The 20,524-nt window shown below is 28.9% G+C and carries 23 protein-coding genes; 13 read left to right on the top strand and 10 right to left on the bottom strand.

All coding sequences use genetic code 11. The features are described 5' to 3' along the window. The first annotated feature begins 60 nt into the window (after nt 1-60). Nucleotides 61-1,269: a hypothetical protein gene (locus BUA86_RS13550; protein WP_072933537.1), complete on the top strand. Its 1,209-nt coding sequence runs from the start codon at nt 61-63 to the stop codon at nt 1,267-1,269. A 70-nt stretch (nt 1,270-1,339) separates the two neighbouring features. Here BUA86_RS13550 and BUA86_RS13545 read toward each other — a convergent pair whose 3' ends face one another. Continuing rightward, the gene (locus tag BUA86_RS13545) at nt 1,340-1,567 is read right to left on the bottom strand and encodes a hypothetical protein (protein WP_072933536.1); all 228 of its coding nucleotides are present in this window, start codon (nt 1,565-1,567) and stop codon (nt 1,340-1,342) included. Nucleotides 1,568-1,712: 145 nt separating this feature from the next. Here BUA86_RS13545 and BUA86_RS13540 point away from each other — a divergent pair, with 145 nt between their 5' ends. Together BUA86_RS13540 and BUA86_RS13535 are read left to right on the top strand one after the other, a co-directional pair. Beyond that, complete coding sequence (locus BUA86_RS13540; RefSeq protein ID WP_072933535.1) at nt 1,713-2,342, top strand: hypothetical protein; 630 nt, start codon at nt 1,713-1,715, stop codon at nt 2,340-2,342. A 2-nt stretch (nt 2,343-2,344) separates the two neighbouring features. Continuing rightward, on the top strand, nt 2,345-2,725 hold the full coding sequence (locus BUA86_RS13535) for a hypothetical protein (RefSeq protein WP_072933534.1): 381 nt from the start codon (nt 2,345-2,347) through the stop codon (nt 2,723-2,725). A gap of 42 nt (nt 2,726-2,767) precedes the next feature. Here the strand turns inward: BUA86_RS13535 and BUA86_RS13530 are convergent, their stop codons facing one another. After that, nucleotides 2,768-2,899 carry a 30S ribosomal protein THX gene (locus tag BUA86_RS13530; RefSeq protein ID WP_072933687.1) on the bottom strand — a complete coding sequence of 44 codons (132 nt, stop codon included), beginning with the start codon at nt 2,897-2,899 and terminating at the stop codon, nt 2,768-2,770. Between the two features lie 131 nt (nt 2,900-3,030). Here BUA86_RS13530 and BUA86_RS16140 point away from each other — a divergent pair, with 131 nt between their 5' ends. Together BUA86_RS16140 and BUA86_RS13525 are read left to right on the top strand one after the other, a co-directional pair. Continuing rightward, complete coding sequence (locus BUA86_RS16140; protein ID WP_178300427.1) at nt 3,031-3,183, top strand: hypothetical protein; 153 nt, start codon at nt 3,031-3,033, stop codon at nt 3,181-3,183. A gap of 3 nt (nt 3,184-3,186) precedes the next feature. Further along, a complete protein-coding gene (locus BUA86_RS13525) occupies nt 3,187-4,389 on the top strand; it encodes a metallophosphoesterase family protein (protein WP_072933533.1) in 1,203 nt (400 codons plus the stop codon). A gap of 260 nt (nt 4,390-4,649) precedes the next feature. On the opposite strand, the gene BUA86_RS13520 is transcribed toward BUA86_RS13525, so the two are convergent. The 4 genes from BUA86_RS13520 to BUA86_RS13505 form a co-directional block, all read right to left on the bottom strand. Further along, nucleotides 4,650-6,023: an NAD-dependent succinate-semialdehyde dehydrogenase gene (locus BUA86_RS13520; RefSeq protein WP_072933532.1), complete on the bottom strand. Its 1,374-nt coding sequence runs from the start codon at nt 6,021-6,023 to the stop codon at nt 4,650-4,652. Between the two features lie 310 nt (nt 6,024-6,333). Continuing rightward, nucleotides 6,334-7,896 (bottom strand): replicative DNA helicase, encoded by a 1,563-nt coding sequence (gene dnaB / locus BUA86_RS13515; RefSeq protein ID WP_072933531.1) that lies wholly within the window; start codon nt 7,894-7,896, stop codon nt 6,334-6,336. An 88-nt stretch (nt 7,897-7,984) separates the two neighbouring features. Beyond that, nucleotides 7,985-8,938: an acetyl-CoA carboxylase carboxyltransferase subunit alpha gene (locus BUA86_RS13510; protein WP_072933530.1), complete on the bottom strand. Its 954-nt coding sequence runs from the start codon at nt 8,936-8,938 to the stop codon at nt 7,985-7,987. A 151-nt stretch (nt 8,939-9,089) separates the two neighbouring features. Continuing rightward, on the bottom strand, nt 9,090-10,268 hold the full coding sequence (locus tag BUA86_RS13505) for a thiolase family protein (RefSeq protein ID WP_072933529.1): 1,179 nt from the start codon (nt 10,266-10,268) through the stop codon (nt 9,090-9,092). Between the two features lie 187 nt (nt 10,269-10,455). Here BUA86_RS13505 and BUA86_RS13500 point away from each other — a divergent pair, with 187 nt between their 5' ends. Both BUA86_RS13500 and BUA86_RS13495 read left to right on the top strand, forming a co-directional pair. Further along, nucleotides 10,456-11,778, top strand: coding sequence for a M28 family metallopeptidase (locus tag BUA86_RS13500; protein ID WP_083580380.1), 1,323 nt, complete (start codon nt 10,456-10,458; stop codon nt 11,776-11,778). A gap of 548 nt (nt 11,779-12,326) precedes the next feature. After that, on the top strand, nt 12,327-12,890 hold the full coding sequence (locus BUA86_RS13495) for a hypothetical protein (protein ID WP_072933527.1): 564 nt from the start codon (nt 12,327-12,329) through the stop codon (nt 12,888-12,890). A gap of 63 nt (nt 12,891-12,953) precedes the next feature. Here the strand turns inward: BUA86_RS13495 and BUA86_RS13490 are convergent, their stop codons facing one another. The 4 genes from BUA86_RS13490 to BUA86_RS13475 form a co-directional block, all read right to left on the bottom strand. After that, nucleotides 12,954-13,907 carry an isopenicillin N synthase family dioxygenase gene (locus BUA86_RS13490; protein WP_072933525.1) on the bottom strand — a complete coding sequence of 318 codons (954 nt, stop codon included), beginning with the start codon at nt 13,905-13,907 and terminating at the stop codon, nt 12,954-12,956. A gap of 476 nt (nt 13,908-14,383) precedes the next feature. Continuing rightward, nucleotides 14,384-15,040, bottom strand: a complete 657-nt coding sequence (locus BUA86_RS13485; RefSeq protein WP_072933523.1) for an SCO family protein — start codon at nt 15,038-15,040, stop codon at nt 14,384-14,386. After that, on the bottom strand, nt 15,033-15,329 hold the full coding sequence (locus BUA86_RS13480) for a YHS domain-containing protein (RefSeq protein WP_072933521.1): 297 nt from the start codon (nt 15,327-15,329) through the stop codon (nt 15,033-15,035). Before BUA86_RS13480 ends, BUA86_RS13485 begins: the two co-directional genes overlap by 8 nt. 43 nt (nt 15,330-15,372) lie before the next feature. Continuing rightward, a complete protein-coding gene (locus BUA86_RS13475; RefSeq protein WP_143147335.1) occupies nt 15,373-15,738 on the bottom strand; it encodes a hypothetical protein in 366 nt (121 codons plus the stop codon). A gap of 144 nt (nt 15,739-15,882) precedes the next feature. On the opposite strand from BUA86_RS13475, the gene ppk2 (BUA86_RS13470) reads away from it, so the two are divergent. The 6 genes from ppk2 (BUA86_RS13470) (at nt 15,883) to BUA86_RS13445 (ending at nt 20,475) form a co-directional block, all read left to right on the top strand. Continuing rightward, entirely contained in the window at nt 15,883-16,734 is an 852-nt protein-coding gene (gene ppk2, locus BUA86_RS13470) for a polyphosphate kinase 2 (protein WP_072933517.1), read from the top strand. Between the two features lie 18 nt (nt 16,735-16,752). Continuing rightward, nucleotides 16,753-17,571 carry a polyphosphate kinase 2 gene (gene ppk2, locus BUA86_RS13465; RefSeq protein WP_072933515.1) on the top strand — a complete coding sequence of 273 codons (819 nt, stop codon included), beginning with the start codon at nt 16,753-16,755 and terminating at the stop codon, nt 17,569-17,571. Nucleotides 17,572-17,788: 217 nt separating this feature from the next. Then, a complete protein-coding gene (ppk2, locus tag BUA86_RS13460; protein ID WP_072933513.1) occupies nt 17,789-18,562 on the top strand; it encodes a polyphosphate kinase 2 in 774 nt (257 codons plus the stop codon). A 138-nt stretch (nt 18,563-18,700) separates the two neighbouring features. After that, a complete protein-coding gene (rplS, locus tag BUA86_RS13455; protein WP_072933511.1) occupies nt 18,701-19,051 on the top strand; it encodes a 50S ribosomal protein L19 in 351 nt (116 codons plus the stop codon). 430 nt (nt 19,052-19,481) lie between these two features. Next, the gene (locus BUA86_RS13450) at nt 19,482-19,679 is read left to right on the top strand and encodes a hypothetical protein (protein ID WP_072933510.1); all 198 of its coding nucleotides are present in this window, start codon (nt 19,482-19,484) and stop codon (nt 19,677-19,679) included. Further along, nucleotides 19,654-20,475: a tetratricopeptide repeat protein gene (locus BUA86_RS13445; RefSeq protein WP_143147334.1), complete on the top strand. Its 822-nt coding sequence runs from the start codon at nt 19,654-19,656 to the stop codon at nt 20,473-20,475. Before BUA86_RS13450 ends, BUA86_RS13445 begins: the two co-directional genes overlap by 26 nt. Nucleotides 20,476-20,524: the final 49 nt, after the last annotated feature.

Raw genomic sequence — 20,524 nt, 5'->3', positions numbered from 1 at the left:
TGAAATTATTTAAAATATTATTCTTTTTTTTATCTTCGCACGATTAAAAATTAACAATAAATGACAAAAATTTTACACACTATATTTTTAGTATGTTTTGGTATAATTTCTTTCGCGCAAACGAGATTTGAAGAAGGTTATATCATCAATAATAAAAATGAAAGAAAAGAAGTATTAATCAAAAATGTAGATTGGTTAAATAATCCACAATCTTTTGAATATAAATTAGATGAGAATTCTAAAATAGAAACAGAAACCGTAAATAATGTAAAAGAATTTGGTGTAATTGGTAAATCAATTTATGTAAGTTCTACTGTTTTAATTGATTATTCTAGTGAAGATATTAAAAACTTAAGTGGAGATATAAATCCAGAATTTAGAGAAGAAACCTTATTCTTAAAACAATTAGTAAAAGGAGAGGCTAATTTGTATAAATATAGAAAAGGAGAAAGAATTCGCTACTTTTTTAATAGTACAGACCATCCAGAGATAGAACAATTGGTATATAAAATGTATCAACCCTATGTAAATAGAATTGATTATAATAAGTTTTACAGAACTCAAATCCTTACTAACTTTAAATGTGCCTCAATTACAAAAAACTTATTAGGAAAAGTAGAATATAACGATAAAAATTTAACGGAATTATTTGAGACAATAAACAATTGTAATAATTCTAATGTTGAGTTTGTGGATAAAGCGAAAAAAAATAATGTCAAATTCCATTTAAATGTAAGACCAAGAGTAAATTTAAATCAGTTAACAATTGACAAAAATAATTTCGATTTTCAATCGACTAAATTCGATAGAGCGGCAAGCTTTGGAATTGGTCTAGAGTTAGAATTAACTTTACCATTTAACAACGATAAATGGAGCGCAATAGTAGAACCAAATTTTGTAAGTTATAAAGCAGATTCAGAGAGAATTGCTCCAGTTACAGATATAAAATCTAAATGGTCTGTAGATTACAAAGCAATAGATGTTGTAGTTGGTATTAGACATTATTTCTTTTTAAATTCTCAATCAAAAATATTTATTAACGGAATGTTTGTTCCAACTTTTGCTTTTAATTCAGCATTGACATTCGAAAGAAATAACACAACGACTGAAATAGAAATAGGAAAAGGATTTAACTACGGAGCTGGAATAGGATATACTTTTAATAAATTTACAGGAGAAGTAAGATACATTTCTGATATTAAAAGAAAAGATGATATAGGAAACAGTTACAACAATATATCTTTTATAATAGGATATAACTTATTTTAAAATAAAAATCTAACTTCTAAAAATAGATAAAAAAAAGGTTGCTCTTAATGAGCAACCTTTTTTAGTATAGTTAAACTTTTTCTTTTATAATTTGCTTAAAATGGAGATAAATATCTTGTATATCAAATCTTCTAAAGTTAATGATAAGGCTCGTATCGTTATTTGGTAATTGATAAGTCATTTCAAAATTTAGCATATTACCAAAACCAGAACTCTTGATATCAGTTACCACAATTCCTAGTTTTTCTAATCTATCAATTAAGCGACTTATTTCCAAATCATTATATTTCATCATCATCAAAACCCATTTTTTAAGGGTTTCAAAACTAAAACATAATTCCTGAAAATCATATTTTGTAGTATAAAAATTTAGATGTATTTATAGAGTAAATTCACTTTTGAAAGCAATATTTAATTAAATTTAAATTTCAAATTTTTTGTCTATGAAGTGCTTAAAGTTATTCATCTTACTAATTACCGTGTCTTTTTCAACGGTTTGTTTTAGTCAAAATAAGATAAACCGATATAACAAGAATACGAAAGAGCTAAAGAATATTTTAAATGATTATCAGAGTCCATTAAAAGGTAAAACAGTTCTATTAATAAATTATTTTTCACCCAAAGTAGGAAGTTATTTATGGTTTCTTAATGAGAGTGAATCTTCTTTACAAGGAGCTTTAACAGATAAACCTTATGATTTGCATGCTGGCATTTATTTAGAAGATCATGGCGGATTATTAGAAAAAGTTGTATTTAAGGATTTTGCGGGAGGCTTATCTCAACCTAACTATTTATTAGATTATTGTTTGATTGAAGATGATAACGGCAACCCAACGTTTTACTTAACGTACTTTATGGATTCTGATGGATTAGATGCAAAGCCCTTAAAAGTTATTATTTATACTAGAAATGGAAAAACATTTACAAAATCAAAAATTACAGCTTGGATTCCATTTCAAGAAGAAGATAAATATAGAATAGAAAAAGATCATAATTTTAATTTATTACCAACTAAAACTCAGAATAAAGCCTTACAGATTTTAAAAGATATAAAAGAGAAAAATATTATTTAAACATGAAAAAAATATTAATTTTTGGATTGACATTTTTTGGCTTAATTGCTCTAAATGCTCAGAATAACGAGAAATGTGAATTAATAGCAGCAAATATACTCTCGGATACACCTCACGTGAAAGAATTAACCAAAGATTGGGATAGGTTAATTAAAGAAAATGGAGGAACGGGATATGGAATTCAGTTTTATGGAGAAGAAAAAGATATTTATAAACTTGTATTGGTACAACATTATCCAGACAGAGATTATAATGCAAATTGGTTTACAATAGATTTAAATACTAAAGAAGCTTTCGAAGAAAGTATGGCTGATCCTATGTATAATAAAAACCTACAAATAAGTAAAAAGGATTGGAAGAAATTAGAAAAGTGTAATAAATAAAAAAAGCTGAAAATCAAATTGATTTTCAGCTTTAAAAAATTATTATTTTGCTTTTTTTGTTGCTTTTTCTTCCACTGTATCATCTTCATAATAATACCTGTGTCGTGGACGTTTTACACCATAAGAGCCATTAACAATTTTTCCTCTTCTCGATTTTTTATCACCTTTTCCCATTAGAAATGTTTTAAAATTAATAAATTCGATAACTCCATACAAGTTAAACATTTCAAATTACAACAGCAAAATATTGACATAATTTTAAGAAATAGATTAATTTTGTAAAGAATGATTTAAATTCATAGAAAATGAGTAGAAATACGGAAGCAAATAAAAAAAGAGTAAAAGCAAAAAAGGCACAGAAACGCAAAAAGGAAAAAGACCATGAAGCTGGAAGAAAAGCGCGTTTAAAAGAAATCATTCAGCAAATGAATGAGAAAGAGAAAAAAACAGAAGAATAAAACATGAAAATTCTACATACAGCTGATTGGCATTTGGGAAAACGCTTAGACAATTTTTCTCGTTTTGATGAACAAGTTTTGGTCATGAACGAGATTATTGAAATTGCAGATAAAGAACAAGTTGATTTGGTTATTATTGCTGGAGACTTGTTTGATAATTTTAACCCATCTGTAGAAGCTGTAGAATTGTTTTATAAAACCTTAAAACGTCTTTCTAATAATGGGAAGCGTCCAGTTGTTGCAATAGCTGGAAATCACGATTCTCCAAGTTTAATAGATGCACCAGATCCTTTGGCAAGAGAATGTGGGATAATTCTTATTGGTTATCCTAATGCAAAAATTTCACCTTTTCAGTTAGATCATTTTTCTGTAATTAATTCAGAAGAAGGTTTTATCGAATTACAATTATCAACGTGCGATTTTCCTGTTCGAATTTTACATACGCCATATGCGAACGAAATTCGTTTGAAACAATATTTGGGAGAGCAAAAAGAAGATGCTTTAAATGAAGTTTTAGCAAAGAATTGGAAAAATATTGCAGATCAATTTTGTGATGATAACGGTGTAAATATTCTGACTGCTCATTTATACATGAATAAAAGAGGAGGTGAGCTAATAGAAGAGCCAGAAGGAGAGAAGCCAATTAAAATAGGAAATGCAGATATGATTTTTTCAGATGCAATTCCTTCTCAAATACAATATACAGCATTAGGTCATATTCATGGTTTTAGAAATATAGGAACAGAAGATAAACCAGTCGTTTATTCTTCTTCTCCAATTTGCTATAGTTTTAGTGAAGCAGGACAAACAAAATATGTTTCTATTGTAACACTTGAACCTAATAAAACTGCACAGTTCGAAAAAGTAGAATTAATCAATGGAAAACCTTTGGTTAGAAAAGTGTTTAATAATTTTGATCATGCAATACAATGGTTAAATGAAAACCAAGATGTTTTAGTTGAATTAACCATAGAAAGTGAAACCTTCTTGAAAGCTGACGAACGTAAATTACTTTATCAATCTCATAATGGAATTATTCATCTTATTCCAAAAGTAAAGAATAACGAATTGATTGAAGCACATGCTAAAACAATTAATTTGGATCAAAATATACAAGATTTATTTACTGATTATTTTAAATCTAAAAACGGAAATCAAGAACCAAATGATGAGTTGAAAAACTTATTGAAAGAGATTTTGGGTTAGGTGTTTTAATTTGGATATAAGGAGTGTTAATTTTGCTTAACGCTTAACGCTTAACGCTTAACGCTTAACGTTTAACGAGCTTCGAAACTCGAATTTCGTTTTTCGTTTTTCTAAATCAACAATAAATTTCAAACTTGTCAAATTGAGCTTGTCGATTTTTTTTTTTAGATTTTTACGATTAAATTTCTCACAACTCATAAAAAAAGCTATTTCATCTAAATGAAATAGCCTTTTTTTATATCTAGAATTATAATAACGAATTACTTCGCAATCATAATTAATTTTTTATTTACAAATTCTAAAATTCCAGCTTTAGAAAGTTCGCGTCCATATCCAGAGTGTTTCACTCCTCCAAATGGTAATTCTGGACTAGATGAAACTTGTTTATTAACGTAAACCATTCCAGAATCTATTCTTCTAGCAATTTTTTCTGCATTTGCAACATTCTCTGTATAAATAGAAGCACCTAAACCATAAGGCGTATCGTTGGCAATTTGTAAAGCTTCTTCAATATCTTTCACTTTCCAAATACAAACAACTGGACCAAAAATTTCTTCATCATAACCTTTCATTCCAGGTTTTAAATCAGTTAAAATAGTTGGCGCTAAAAAGAAACCATCTTTCTCTAAACGCTTACCTCCAGTTACAACTGTAGCACCTTTTTTACTTGAATCACTAATTTGTTCTAATAATCCTTCTAAAGCATTTTCAGAGCTAACAGGTCCCATTTCAGTTTCTGGTTGTGTAGGATCTCCTACAACCATTTTGTTCACATGATCTGTAATCTTTTTTAAATACTCATCGTAAATTCCTTCTTGTACAATTATTCTCTTAGAAGAAGTACAAGCTTGTCCAGCATTACGTAATCGTCCGTTAATTGTTCCGCTCATTACTTTTTCAATATCAGCATCATCTAAAACAATCATAGGATCAGATCCTCCCAATTCTAAAACAGACGGTTTAACATGTTTACCTGCAATGCTTGCAACTTGTGCACCAGCAGCTTCTGAACCAGTTAATGAAACACCTACAATTTTAGGATTCTCAATAATTTTATCCGTATCTTTTCCAGACATTAAAAGGTTTTTATATAAACCTTTAGGAGCTCCTGCAGCAGTAAACATTTCTTCAAAAGCAATTCCACATTGTGGAATGTTAGAAGCTGTTTTTAATACAACTGTGTTACCTGCCATAATATGTGGTCCCGCAAAACGCGCTATCTGAGAAAAAGGAAAATTCCAAGGCATAACGCCTAATAAAACTCCTATAGGCTCAGAAACAATATAAGCTGTTCCTTTCTCTGTTTCTAAAGGTGTATTTGCTAAGAATTTTTCAGCATTATCTGCATAGTACTCTATAATGTTAGCACTGTAGTCTATTTCTATTTCACTTTCTTTTAATGGTTTTCCCATCTCTGTAGTGATTAATGCTGCTAAACGAGGTTTTTGTTTACGCATTTCATCAGCAACACGTTTCATAATTGCTTTACGTTCTTCGAAAGATTCGAAACGCCAAGTTTTATATAATTCGTTTGCGTCGTCTATATATTGATTGATTTGTTCGCTTGAGTAAGCGTCAAACTCTTTTTCTATTTTTCCTGTAGCAGGATTTAATGTTCTGATTGAACTTGCCATTTTACTCTTTTGTTTGTGTATACAAATTTGAAGCAATTCTTGTTCCTAAAAAAGTATTTAGCATAAAAAAAACTGATAATTGAGATGATATTATTTAGTTTTTTAGATGTGAGGGATAAGATTTTATGACCTAAGACACAAGGATTGTTATTAAGTGGTAATGTGTTTAAGTGATAAAGTTTTTTAGTTGTTCTGTCAATTAGAGATTAGTATCTGTTTTTAACTGAAAAGAAAAAGCATGAAGAATTAACCTAAAAACTTAAACACAAGTTAAATGCTTAATCCTTATAATCCTACGTCTTATAACTTTTTAGAAAGGTAGACTATCGTCATCATTGTTCATAGAACTTGTAAACTCGCTACCGAAATCTCCAAAAGCATCAGCAGGATTAATTGCTTCTAAATTCATAGAGCTTCCCATTTCCTGAGATTGTCCATCATTCATAGAACTCTGAATTTCGAAATCACTACCATAAGAAGTTTCTAAATCGGTAAATTTAGCTTGCTCATTAATAAAGCGTAAACGAACATTTTCTAAAGCACCATTACGGTGTTTTGCAATAATAAATTCTGCTTGCCCTGCACATGGTTCACTTTCATCGTCCCAATATTCTAACTTATAATATTCTGGTCGATAAATAAACGATACAATATCGGCATCCTGCTCAATCGCTCCAGATTCACGTAAATCGGAAAGTAAAGGACGTTTACTTCCTCCACGTGTTTCTACAGAACGAGATAACTGAGATAAGGCAATAACAGGAATACTTAATTCTTTTGCAATTGCTTTTAAGGAACGCGAAATCATAGAGATTTCTTGCTCACGGTTTCCATTTGCTTTTCCACCAGCAGTCATTAATTGCAAATAGTCAATTAAAATCATTTTTACACCATGCTGAGAAACTAAACGACGAGCTTTAGCTCTTAAATCAAAAATAGATAGGGCAGGCGTATCATCAATGTAAAGAGGAGCATTTTCTAATCCTTTTACTTTTGTATACAATTGCTTCCATTCGTGATCGGCTAATTTAGCTTTACGTAATTTTTCACCCGAAATTCCAGTTTCACCCGAAATCATACGTGTAATTAACTGTACAGAAGACATCTCTAATGAGAAAACAGCAACAGGAATATTTTTATTAACCGTCATATTCTTTGCCATAGAAAGAATAAAAGCTGTTTTTCCCATACCAGGACGTGCTGCTAAGATAATTAAATCGGACTCTTGCCAACCAGAAGTAATTTTATCAATTTCGGTAAATCCAGACGAAAGTCCAGACATTCCTTCTTTTGTAGATTGAGCTTTAATCTTATCAATAGCTTCTGTAACTAAATCTTTTGCTTCAGAATAACTACGTTTTATACCTCCTTCTGTAATTTCGAATAATTTACTTTCTGAATAATCTAATAAATCAAAAACATCGGCTGTATCATCGTATGATTTTTCGATAACTTGGTTCGAAATTTCGATTAATCGACGTAAAATATATTTTTCTTGTATTACACGCGCATAATATTCAATATGAGCAGAAGAGGAAACTTTTTGAGTTAATTGGATCAAGTAATAATCACCTCCAACACGATCTAACTTCCCATCACTTTTTAATTCATTAGAAACCGTTAGTAAATCAATTGGTTCTGAATCGTTAAATAGTTTTTGGATGACAGCATAAATCGCTTGGTGCTCTGGACGATAAAAAACTTGAGGAGTTAAGATGTCAATTACTTCATCTAAACCCTTTTTGTCAATCATCATCGCACCAAGTACAGCTTGCTCTAAATCAACGGCTTGTGGAGGAAGTTTTCCTTTCTCTAAACCTATGATACCGTGCTTGTTAGCTGAATTTTCTGGATTGTAATTTGCTTGTTCCATAAGAGGTTCAAAATTACATAAAAAAACGAGATATAACTAATTTTATATCTCGTAATTTTGTTTATATTAAACTGATATTGTATTTCGATTATCCTGAAAACTCTCCGAATTTTATAAAACGATCTTGTCGTTGTGTTTGTAATTCTTGAGCAGATAATTGTTTTAATTCATTGTAAGTTTCTAACACTTTATTTTTCAAATTTGTGTAAGCTACTTCAGGTTTATAATGAGCTCCACCAAGAGGTTCTTGGATAATGTCTTCAATTAATCCTAATTCTAACATATCAGGACCAGTTAATTTCATTTGAGATGCAGCTTGTTCTTTATAATCCCAGCTTCTCCATAAAATTGTAGAACAGTTTTCTGGAGAAATTACAGAATACCAAGTATTTTCTAACATGAATACTTTGTTTCCAACACCAATTCCTAAAGCTCCACCAGAAGCTCCTTCACCAATTACAACTGTAATGATAGGAACAGTTAATTTCAACATTTCGTAAATGTTTTTAGCAATTGCTTCTCCTTGTCCACGTTCTTCAGCTTCTAAACCAGGATATGCACCAGGAGTGTCAACTAATGTAAGTACAGGAATGTTGAATTTTTCTGCTAATTTCATCAAACGTAATGCTTTGCGGTAACCATCTGGATTAGACATTCCGAAACGACGATATTGTCTTTCTTTTGTGTTTTTTCCTTTTTGTTGACCAATAATCATAAAAGTTTGACCGTTGATTTTTCCCATACCACCAACCATTGCTTTATCATCAGCATAAGTTCTATCACCATGAATTTCGATAAAAGTATTATCTGTTATCGCGTAAGCATAATCTAAAGTATAAGGACGAGAAGGGTGACGAGATAATTGTACACGTTGCCATGGAGTTAATTTTCCATAGATTTCCTTCTTTTTATTTTCTATTGCAATTTCAATTTCAACGCAAGCTTGTTTGATATTCACTCCGCTACCTTCTCCAACGATTTGACAGCTTTGTAACTGTTCTTCTAAATCCTTGATAGGTTGCTCAAATTCTAAATATTCCATACAAAAGTGTTTGTTCAATCCTACAAATATAAAAAAGGTTTTTTAGCCGATAATTATATTTGTAGAATGTTTTGCTATTTTTTTAAAATTAATTAAATAATAATTTGTAATTTAATGGATTACGATTTTATTACTTTTAAACTTAATCTGCTTATAATTTCTCAATTAACATTGCAGATGCTCCACCACCACCATTACATATAGCAGCACAACCAATTTTACCATTGTTTTGCTCTAAAACATTAAGTAATGTTACTAAAATTCTAGATCCAGAATTTCCTAGTGGATGTCCAATAGAAACGGCTCCACCATTTACATTAACTTTCTCTGGATTTAAGTTTAATAATTTTGTATTAGCAATTCCAACAACAGAGAATGCTTCGTTAAATTCCCAAAAATCAACATCAGCAGTCGTTTTATTTGCTTTCTTTAATAATTTTTCAACAGCTTTAGATGGTGTCGTTGTAAATTTAGAAGGCTCTTGTGAAGCATCCGCATACGCTGTAATTTTAGCTAAAGGTTTTAATCCTAATTCATTTGCTTTATCTAATGACATTAAAACTAATGCAGAAGCACCATCATTTATTGTAGAAGCATTTGCAGCTGTTACAGTACCATCTTTTGTAAAAACAGCTCTTAAAGTAGGAACTTTATCAAAGCTTACATTTTTATATTCTTCGTCTTCTTTAAAGATAACTGGATCACCTTTTCTTTGAGGAATTTCAACAGGAACAACTTCATTATTAAATTTTCCAGCTTGCCAAGCAGCAGCAGATTTTTTATAAGAATTAATTGCGAATTCATCTTGTTCTTCACGAGATATATTGAATTCTGTTGCACAACTATCACCAAATGTTCCCATCATTTCTTTACTATAATAATCTTGTAAACCATCATTTACAATTCCATCTAGTAATACTGTGTTTCCATATTTATTTCCTGTTCTTGCATTTGGAGAATAAAAAGGAACCATTGACATATTTTCCATTCCACCTGCTATTACAACTTCAGCATCGCCTAGGCGGATAGCTTGTGTTGCAAACATAACAGCCTTCATACCAGAAGCACATACTTTGTTTACTGTTGTTGCAGGAATAGTTTGTGGTAAACCAGCTTTTAACATAGCTTGTTTAGCTGGAGCTTGTCCTTCTCCGGCTTGTAAAACATTTCCCATATAAACCTCATCTACTAAAGATCCATCTAGGTTAATTTTTTCCAAAGCTCCTTTTATCGCTGTAGCACCTAAATCAGTTGCTGGTATAGTAGATAAACTACCCAAAAATGATCCCATTGCTGTGCGTACAGCCGAAACGATAACTACTTCTTTCATTTATTTTGTGATTTGTTTTTTATTAATGACTTACTGCAAGATAGGAATTTTATTCCGGAATTAATTTCTATTAATATTCAATGGTTAGGGGCTTATTTTAGATATTTTATTATGAAATATAGTTTTTATTAATAAAATGATAATTATATTTGAAATGATGATTTTTAAAAACTAAAACGATTCAAAAATGTTGAAGGTAAAATTATTATCCTTTTTAGTAATTTTTAGTAGCTGTTTATTTGTTGTAAAAGCACAGAAGTTTAAACAAAAGTATTTTGAAAGAATAATAAACTCATTAACTTCTGATTACTATGCTGGTAGAGGATATGTTGACAATGGAATGAGTAAATCTGCCTTGTATTTGCAAAAAGAATTCAAGAAAAATAAACTACAATCTTTTTCTACCGATTATGAACAGAAATTTACTTATCCAATTAATGTTATTCAAAATGCTGAATTAAAAATAAATGGACTAGAATTAAAATATGGAATTGATTATATTGTTAAACCGAATGCGCAATCGGTTTCAGATGTTGGTTTGGACTATTCTTTTTTTGATACTACTGCTTATACAGAATCTTTTCAATCTAAAAATAAAACAAGAGATTTTATTGTAAACGATCATCAACTTAATTTTGAAAAAAATATTATTCTACCTCCTTTAGAAAATACTGTAGATTCTATTAAACAATATTATAAACAATGGTCTAGTATTTATGAAAGAGAACAAAATATAAATAGAGGTATTTTTAGATTCACAAAAGAGAAATTGACATCTAGTCTAAGTCAACGACAAGCTAATACTTCAGAGTTTATTATATCAGATAAGTTTTATTCTGATCAATTAAAAATTAATTCATTTATGATAAAGAGTGAATTTATTGAAAATTTTGAAGCTAAGAACCTTATTGGGTATGTAGACGGAAAAAATAATGATAGTATTGTTGTTATTACTGCGCATTATGATCATTTAGGAAAAGTGGGAGAAACGGTTTTTCCTGGAGCGAGTGATAATGCAAGTGGTGTAGCAATGATGTTGGCTTTTGCAAAATACTATTCCAAACATCGACCTCAATATAAAACTGTATTTATTGCTTTTGCAGGGGAAGAGGCAGGTCTTTTGGGTGCAGATTATTTTGTGAAGAATCCATTGTTTGAATTATCTAAAATTAAATTCTTAGTAAATTTAGATATCATGGGAGCAGGAGAAAAAGGGATTCAAGTTGTTAATGGAAAAGTTTTTAAAAAAGAATTTGATAAATTGACAGCTATAAATGCTAATAAGAACTATTTAGCGGAAGTTAAAATTAGAGGAGAGTCGTGTAATTCCGATCATTGTCCTTTTTATTTAAAAGGAGTTCCATCTTTTTTTATATATACTTTAGGAGGAAAAGGTTTTTATCATGAACCAGACGATACAAGAAATAATCTTAATTTAGACTACTCGTCTAAAGTCTTTAGTCTTTTAAGAGATTTTATAAATACAATATCTTCTAATGATATAAGATAACGATTGCATTATGTTTGCAAATTTTAACTAAAACATATTTAACTTGACGTAAAGTGTTTATTTGTAAGGTTTTGTATAAAAAAAAATAATCCGTTCTAAAAGAACGGATTACTAACCAACCTAAACTACTATAAAAAACTCTAAAAAGTAAAAAGAGTTCGAGTGATTTCAACTTCATTTTTCAATTTCATTTTTACTCGTGTTACTCTTTGTCTTACTATCTATGAATAAATTATTTGACACTGCAAATGTCACCTTTTTTTAGGTTTTGAAAAAGGATATGAAAAGATTTTATTTATGACTACAATAGATAAAAATTATCAATAAAGATATTTGTCGGTTATGTATTTGAAATACAACCGATTGCATTAATTCAATAATACTTTATAGTAGATGTTATAAAGTCTATATTTAACTATTTTTTAACAATTTGATAATCTACTTTCATTAAAAAATAAAAGTTGAATATCTAATTGATAAAAATTAAATTTGAACAAGAAATCAAATTCTGTTAGTTAATAATCAAATTTTAAACCAAAATAACCAAAATGAAGTGTGTTTTTTATTTATTTTTCATTTCAATATCCCTGTTTACTGAAGCTCAGGAAGTTAATCCGAATATAATTAGAGGAAAATTATATGAGATTATTTATAATGATATTTCTAAGGAGAAAGAAGTGCAATTGGTAATAGATCCAACTGTGAATAAATTTAATTCATATGAATTAAATGAGTTTGGTTTAAAGTTAGATTCTGTAAAATATGTAAATGATAAAAGTATTTGCACAAAAGTAACTCCATATAAATGTGTTTCGAAATTTGAAATTGATAGTTATAAAATTTCAGATGTATATAAAGAAGGGAAGGAAAGTGTTTTTCCAGTCTTTTATGGTGTTTATTCTCCATCTGACTCGTGGTATAATTTAATTTATTATGCCGCAGTAAAGCATTTTGAAAAAAATAAAACATTTCAATTTCAGGTAATATTACCAATTCGAAAAGTATGGATTGAGAAAAAGAAAATGCAAGAAGATATGATTTTTTATCAATTTTGGTTCGATGAAAACTTCGAGGTTTTAAAATTCGATAAAAAGTCATTAAGTAAAATATAAAATAAAAGAGCCAACTTAGTTGGCTCTTATTTATTGAAATAATAGATTAAATTTAGAATTGGCTTATTTTATTAAACCGATTTCTCTTAAACGCTGTGTTAAAAAATCTCCAGCAGTTATATCTTCAAATTGTTTTGGATTTTCTTCTGAAATACAGTTTTCTAAAACAGATAAATCCATATTAGAAACTGGATGCATAAAGAATGGAATAGAAAAACGAGAAGTTCCCCATAATTCTTTTTCAGGATTAACAACTTGGTGAATTGTAGATTTTAATTTGTTATTTGTGTGACGAGATAACATATCTCCAACATTAATAACTAATTCGTCTTCTTCTGCAATAGCATCTACCCAAGTACCATCGTGTTTTTGTACTTGTAAACCTTTTCCTTGAGCTCCCATTAATAATGTAATTAAATTAATGTCTCCATGAGCTCCTGCACGTACTGCGTCTTTTGGTTCTTCTGTAATTGGAGGGTAATGGATTGCTCTTAAAATAGAATTTCCGTTTGTTACTTTGTCATCAAAATAAAGTTCGTCTAAACCTAAATATAATGCTAAAGCTCTTAAAACATAAATTCCTGTTTTTTCTAATTGTTTAAAAGTTTCTTCTCCATAAATATTAAAATCTGGAATTTCTTCAACATTTACATTTTCAGGATAATTAAATTTTTCTTTGTCTTCTTGACTAAGGTATTGACCAAAATGCCAAAACTCCTTTAAATCTCCAACTGTTCTTCCTTTTGCATGCTCGTTTCCAAATGCAGTGTAACCTCTTTGTCCACCAATTCCCTCAACAATGTAATTTTGTTTTGTTTCTGTTGGTAAAGAATAAAATTCTCTTACACTTTTATATAAATTTTCAACTAAATCGTCGGATAAGAAATGACCTTTTAAAGCTACAAATCCAATTTCTTCGTAAGCTTTACCGATTTCGTTTACGAATTTTTGTTTTCTTGATAAATCTTCTGATAAAAAATCAGCAAGATTAACTGATGGTATTCCAGTTTGTGACATTATTCTTTACGTATTATAACCTATGCAAATGTAGAGAAAGATTATAAATGTGAATAATATTGTTAATAACTTTTTTGATTAACTATTTTATAAATTAGTTTTAATTCTTTTTAAATTATTTTTTTTTGTTTAAGTAGTTGTTATTTAATTTATTAATTAATGGAATATAGAAAATTTTAAAATAAGATGATATCAATTTAATTGATTAGAATTTAGTATTCTATAAAAATAGTTGATGAAGTGATGATGAAACAGTTTTATATGACGACAACTTTTATATCATGTTTCGACAAGTTTAATAAGTATAAAACATTGTAAAAATGAGTGACTATATTAGAAATTATAGAATAAAAAAATTAGCTTAACTAAACACAATATGAACTTGTTTAAACTTTTAAATATTGTATTTTAATTATTTAGCTATTTTTCTTTTTAAACGGGTTAAAAAAAATGCTCCTTTATAAAGGAGCATTTTTTTATTCAGCTAATAGCTTTTTTATATCTTCTTTTAGAAGTTCAATTTCTGGATGATACTTTCCATTTAATGAAGGCTCTTTTCCTTCTGGATCTTTGTAATTTAATCCAGAGTAAAAAAGAATTGGTATTCCTGCCTTATCATATCGACTACGAATATTTCCTTCTTTATCTACTAATGCCAACTTTCCACTATGGTTTAATCCTTCTGCAGTTGTTTCGTCTTTGCCAACATAGATATTAAACTGATCTGCAAGTTTTTCAATAGACGCTCTATCAGAAGTTAAATGATGCCAATTTGGTGTTTTTACACCAATTTTATTCGCATATTCTAATAATCTTTCATGAGTATCTCTTTTAGGATCAATAGTTATAGAAATAAAACCAAGATTATTATTGTTAATTTCATCTTCTACTGCACGCAAATTCTGACTCATAATAGGACAAATAGTTGGGCAACTTGTAAAGAAAAATTCAACAACATATACTTTTCCAAGCATATCACGATCTGTAATTGTAACATTGTTTTGATTAGTCATAGAAAAACTAGGAACTTTCATTACAGTATATAAATCATTTTTTGGTTTGATTTTTAACCAAAAAACAGATCCTATGACACCAATTATAATAACAACTACAGCAATTAATTGTTTATTCATGAATATGTTTTTCAGGATTTTTCAAAAATTCTTCTTTACACATTACAGAGCAGAATCCATAAACTTTACCGTTGTATGTTGCTGTATCACTTAAATGATCGGCAGTTTTCATCCCACAAATAGGATCTAAATCGTTAACAACTGCTACATTTAATTTTGTAGAAGCTTTCATTTCTTCATGAGAAATGTGTTTTACTTCAAAATCTTTTTGTTTAGTTTCTTCTTTATTACAAGAAACGAGCATCAATCCTAAAATAGAAAAAGATGCGATATATTTTAAATTTTTCATTTTGATTCTTTTTTACTTAATTATTTTTTTTCTGTCAGTTAATTTAAGAAATCGGTGGGTGAAAAATTATTTTTATGAATTGATTTTTATAAATATTTTGATAAGAATCATTTAAAGATTGTATAAAATCTTTAAACGGAGAACTATTTTCTGTTCCAAGATCTTTAGAAATAATAGCTTCATAAATTTTTACAAAATTTTTGATAACCTTATTTTTAGATGAGTTAGCATCGTCGTTACGAACTTCTTTTTTTATGTAGCAAAAACCATTACAAAGTAATTCTGGTTTGTTCAGATTCTCACATAATTCAGTCGTTATTTTCTTATAATTTAAAGCATAATCAATAAGTGGCATTAATGGTCTTAATGCAACAAAAAGAATAAGCGTTATAAGAAAAGTGATTTTCAAAATGTGATGAAATAATTGATCCTACAAAAATACAGAAACTAATTTAGCTGTCTTATGATTAAAATTATAATTTTTACGATTAATCTTGGCTTTATCTTTGGAAATCTCTACCTTGAGAAAAGATTTAGAATCTAGGAAATAAAGATGAAAAAACAAGTAATACCAACATTTACAACCACAGAAGAATTATATAATTTCTTGCTAGAAAATCAAGAAGAAAATCCACTTTACAGTAAAGTATTAAAGAAATTTGAATATGAAACTGAATTATTGAAATTACAATCTCAATTAGTGAATCTTCAGAATTGGATTTCTACAGAAAAAAAGAAAGTTGCTATTATTTTCGAAGGAAGAGATGCGTCTGGAAAAGGAGGTACTATTCGCCGTTTTAGAGAACATCTTAATCCCCGATCTATGCGTGTAGTAGCGCTTAATAAGCCAACGGTAGTAGAGCAAGATCAATGGTATTTTAATCGTTATATAAAAGAGTTACCAAATGCAGGTGAAATTGTTTTTTTTGATAGAAGCTGGTATAACAGAGCGGTTGTAGAGCCTGTTATGGGATTTTGTACAGAAAAACAATATGAGCAATTTATGGTACAAGTATCAGAATTTGAACATATGTTATACGAATCTGGAACTCAAATTATTAAACTTTGGTTTTCAGTTTCGAAAGAAGAACAACAAAATAGATTTGAATCGAGATTGAATAATCCATTAAAAAAATGGAAATATAGTCCTGTGGATGCTAAAGGACAAGAACTTTGGGATGAGTTTTCATTATACATCAATCAAATGTTTTCTAGAACGCACAATTCTTTTTCTCCATGGATAATAGTAGATGCAAATGATAAAAACTTGGCACGTTTAGAGTCTATTCGTTATGTTTTGTCTTTGTTTAATTATGAAGGAAAATTTGAATCTGATATTGATTTAATGGTCGATCCAAATATCATTCAGCGTTATTATCGTATGGTCAAAAAAAATAATCATTAATTTGAAGTAGATTAAAAAATGGAATTAAAGCCAAAAGATTTAAAACTAATCGAAACTAAAAAAGGTCTTATTAGTCTTTTGCATTCAGATAACAACCAGTTAAACTTTGCAAAAGCATTAAGAACTGTAAAATACGAGAAGAGAATAGAAGAGCTTCAAGAAGAATTAATAAAATTACAAGCTTGGATTTCCGAAAATAAACAAAAAGTAGTTGTTATTTTCGAAGGAAGAGATGCGGCAGGAAAAGGTGGTGCAATAAGAAGAATTGTAGAACATCTAAATCCGAGAGAATATAAAATTGTTGCACTTCCTAAACCAACAGATACAGAAAGCGGACAATGGTATTTTCAGCGTTATGTACATCAATTACCTCAAGAAGGAGAAATGGTTTTTTTTGATAGGAGTTGGTATAATAGAGCTGTTGTAGAACCCGTTAATGGTTTTTGTACGCAAGATGAGTATGAATTGTTTATGAATGAAGTAAATGATATTGAAAGAATGTGGGTAAATTCTGGAATTTATCTCATTAAAATTTACTTCTCTATTACAAAAGAACAGCAAGCAAAACGTTTTAACGATATTATAAATTCTCCTATTAAAAGATGGAAATATAGTTCGGTAGATAGAAAAGCACAAGATTTATTTGATGTGTATTCCGAGTATAAAAATAAAATGTTTGAAAGAACAAATACCACTTGGGCTCCTTGGAAAATTATAGATGCGAACAAAAAATATAAAGCTAGAGTAGAAGCTATGGAATATATTTTAGATAAGATTCCATATGATGAAAAAGATAATCAAATTTTAAAACCTCAAAATTTAGAAGAGGAAAATTAATAGTACTACTTGTGGCAATGTAAGATGATGTAAGAATTACGATTAACTATTTAGGTGTAAGACTTAAGATTTTAAGATGTAAGTTTTTTCATTTTTCAATAAAGTAAAATTCTTTTTCTCTCTGCGTAAGCTTTGCGCCTTTGCGGTTAAGATAGAGATAGAATTACGAAGTAGGAATTATCATTATGATAACGTACAAACTAAATAAACAATAAATATGGCTGAATTTGATTTGAATGATTTAGAAAAAATAAGTAGTAGACAAGAAATTATTGATTTTCTTGTTGAACATGATATTATAAAAGAGAAAAAGTTTAGAGAGCAATTAGCTTACGAAAAAGAGCTTAAGGAGTTACAAGAAGAGTTATTAGACTTGCAGCTGAAAGTAATTAAACAAAACAAACGTGTATTAATTATTTTCGAAGGGAGAGATGCTGCTGGTAAAGGAGGAACTATTTCTAGAGCAATAGAATATCTTAATCCAAAAAAATATAGAGTAGAAGCTTTGTCTAAACCAACAGAATTAGAGCAAGGACAGTGGTATTTTCAACGTTATTTTGAAAGACTTCCGAATAAAGGAGAACTTGTCTTTTTTGACAGAAGCTGGTACAACAGAGCTGTAGTAGAACCTGTTTTTGACTTTTGTACAAAAGAACAGTACGACAAGTTTATGAAGCAAGTTGTTGAGGTAGAAAAATTATTACAAGAAGATGGAATAATTATAGTAAAGTTATTTCTTACAATTTCTAAAGAAGAACAAGCTCAACGATTACAAGAAAGAAAAGAGGACGAATTAAAACAATGGAAATTGGGTTCTTTGGATGAAAAAGCACAAGAGTTATGGGATGTTTATTCCGATTACATTGCAACAATGTTGGAGAAAACCAGTACAGAAAGTTCTCCATGGATAGAAATTGTAACAGATGACAAAAAAGAAGCTCGTATAAAAGCATTAAAAGCAATTACGGCTGAGCTGTCAGATCAACTTTAATTATATCTACAGAAAATTAAGATTTTTCTGATAATGATTTGCAATATTAATAAAAATGATTAATTTTGCACCCACATTGTTCAACCTCTGACGATAGACGTGTAAGTTGCTCAGTAAAAATAAATTGAAATTATTAAAATGGAAAATTTAGTAAAATACGTACAAGAAAAATACGTAGCTAAGAAAGAATTCCCAGCTTTTGCTGCAGGTGATACTATTACAGTTTACCAAGAAATTACAGAGGGTGGAAAAACTCGTGTTCAGTTCTTTAAAGGTGTTGTTATCCAAAGAAGAGGACAAGGAACTACAGAAACTTTCACAATCCGTAAAATGTCTGGAGATGTTGGTGTAGAGCGTATCTTCCCAGTAAACATGCCAGCTTTACAAAAAGTTGAAGTTAACAAGAAAGGTAAAGTTCGTAGAGCTCGTATCTTCTACTTCAGAGCATTACGTGGTAAGAAAGCTCGTATTAAAGACGCTGCTTACTAAAAAATCTTTTTTTAGAAGAAATAATAAAATCCGTTCGATTATTCGAACGGATTTTTTTGTTTTATATGTTTTAGAAAGAGTATATCTATTATGAGATTTTTAAGATATAGATATTTGAGCCGTTTAAATGTAGTTTTTATCTTATTTTAAACTTAAACGTTTAATATCAGTCTATTGTGAATGTTTTTTATTAATATTTATAAGTTGCTTTAATTAATTTTAATGAAAATTTTTAGGAGATGAAAGCATTTCTAAAATTGAGAAAAAAAGCTTTTTATGTGATACTCCTGTTTATAAATACTATTCTTCTGACATCTACTTAACAGATTCATCCATCTTTAAAGATAAAATTATAAATGATTTAAAAAGTGTATCTATACCAAATGTTGAAACTATTTCTGTAAGATTTATTATTAATTGTAGAGGAGAGATGGATGGTTTTACTTACGAAGCTTTTGATGAGAATCTTAATAAAAGAAAACTTGATGAAATTGTAAAAACGACTATTTTTTCAACAATGAAAGAAATTAAACGTATGCCAATAGGTACTGTAGATAATGAGAAAATTAATGCTCTGTTTTTGATAAGAATAAAAGTGAAAGATGGGAAAGTTATTGATGTTTTTTAAAATCTTATTATTAATTGTATTTACAGGTTTGAATACAATTATAGTATATGGATTGTTTTTTACAGATAAAGAAGAAAGATTTGAAATAGCAGGAGATTTTCAAGGAATGTATTTTTCAGATTTTCTGTTTAGTATTTTGAATAAACAATATCCATCTTATTCAAAAGCTTTTATGGAAAGATCCGTAGCTTTTAATAAAATAGGTAAATTTCATGAAGGTTTTTTATTTTTAGATAAAGCAGTAGAGTTAACTCCTGTAGAGTATTTAGGATATAGAGGCTGGTTGAAATATGAATATTTAAGAGATTATAATGGAGCTATAAAAGATTTTAAAACTTTAGACAGTTTAACTCCTAATTTTATTGATCATCCATGGGGAGTTAATATCTATCAATTATTAGGTAATTCTTATGCAGCAAATAAGGATTATAAAAATGCTCTAATGGAATATGAGAAATATTTGAATACAACCGATAAAAAACAATATACAGGAGAATTTTTCATGTTCTATGGGAAAGCACTTGAGAATAGTAATAAATATAATGAAGCGCTGAATAGCTACTCAAAAGCTGTAGAATTAGATTCGTTAAGAGCAGATCATCATTATTATAAAGCAACCCTTTTATTTAAACTTAAAGAATATAAAGAGGCAAAACTTCTTATAAGTACTTCTTTAGAATTATATAATAAGAATTATTCATATAAAGATCCATATAATGAACTTTATATGCAGATAAATAAAAGAGATATACTAAAATATAAAGATAGTATAGAAATAGCATTTGATAGAAAATGATTATAAGTTTGGAGATGTTACTCTAAATAATTTATAGAATTATATTTTA

Source organism: Chishuiella changwenlii (assembly GCF_900142565.1).
Taxonomy (GTDB): Bacteria; Bacteroidota; Bacteroidia; order Flavobacteriales; family Weeksellaceae; genus Empedobacter; species Empedobacter changwenlii.
The sequence above is the reverse complement of the archived record's forward strand: the minus strand, read 5'-3'. Positions and strand labels throughout refer to the sequence as shown.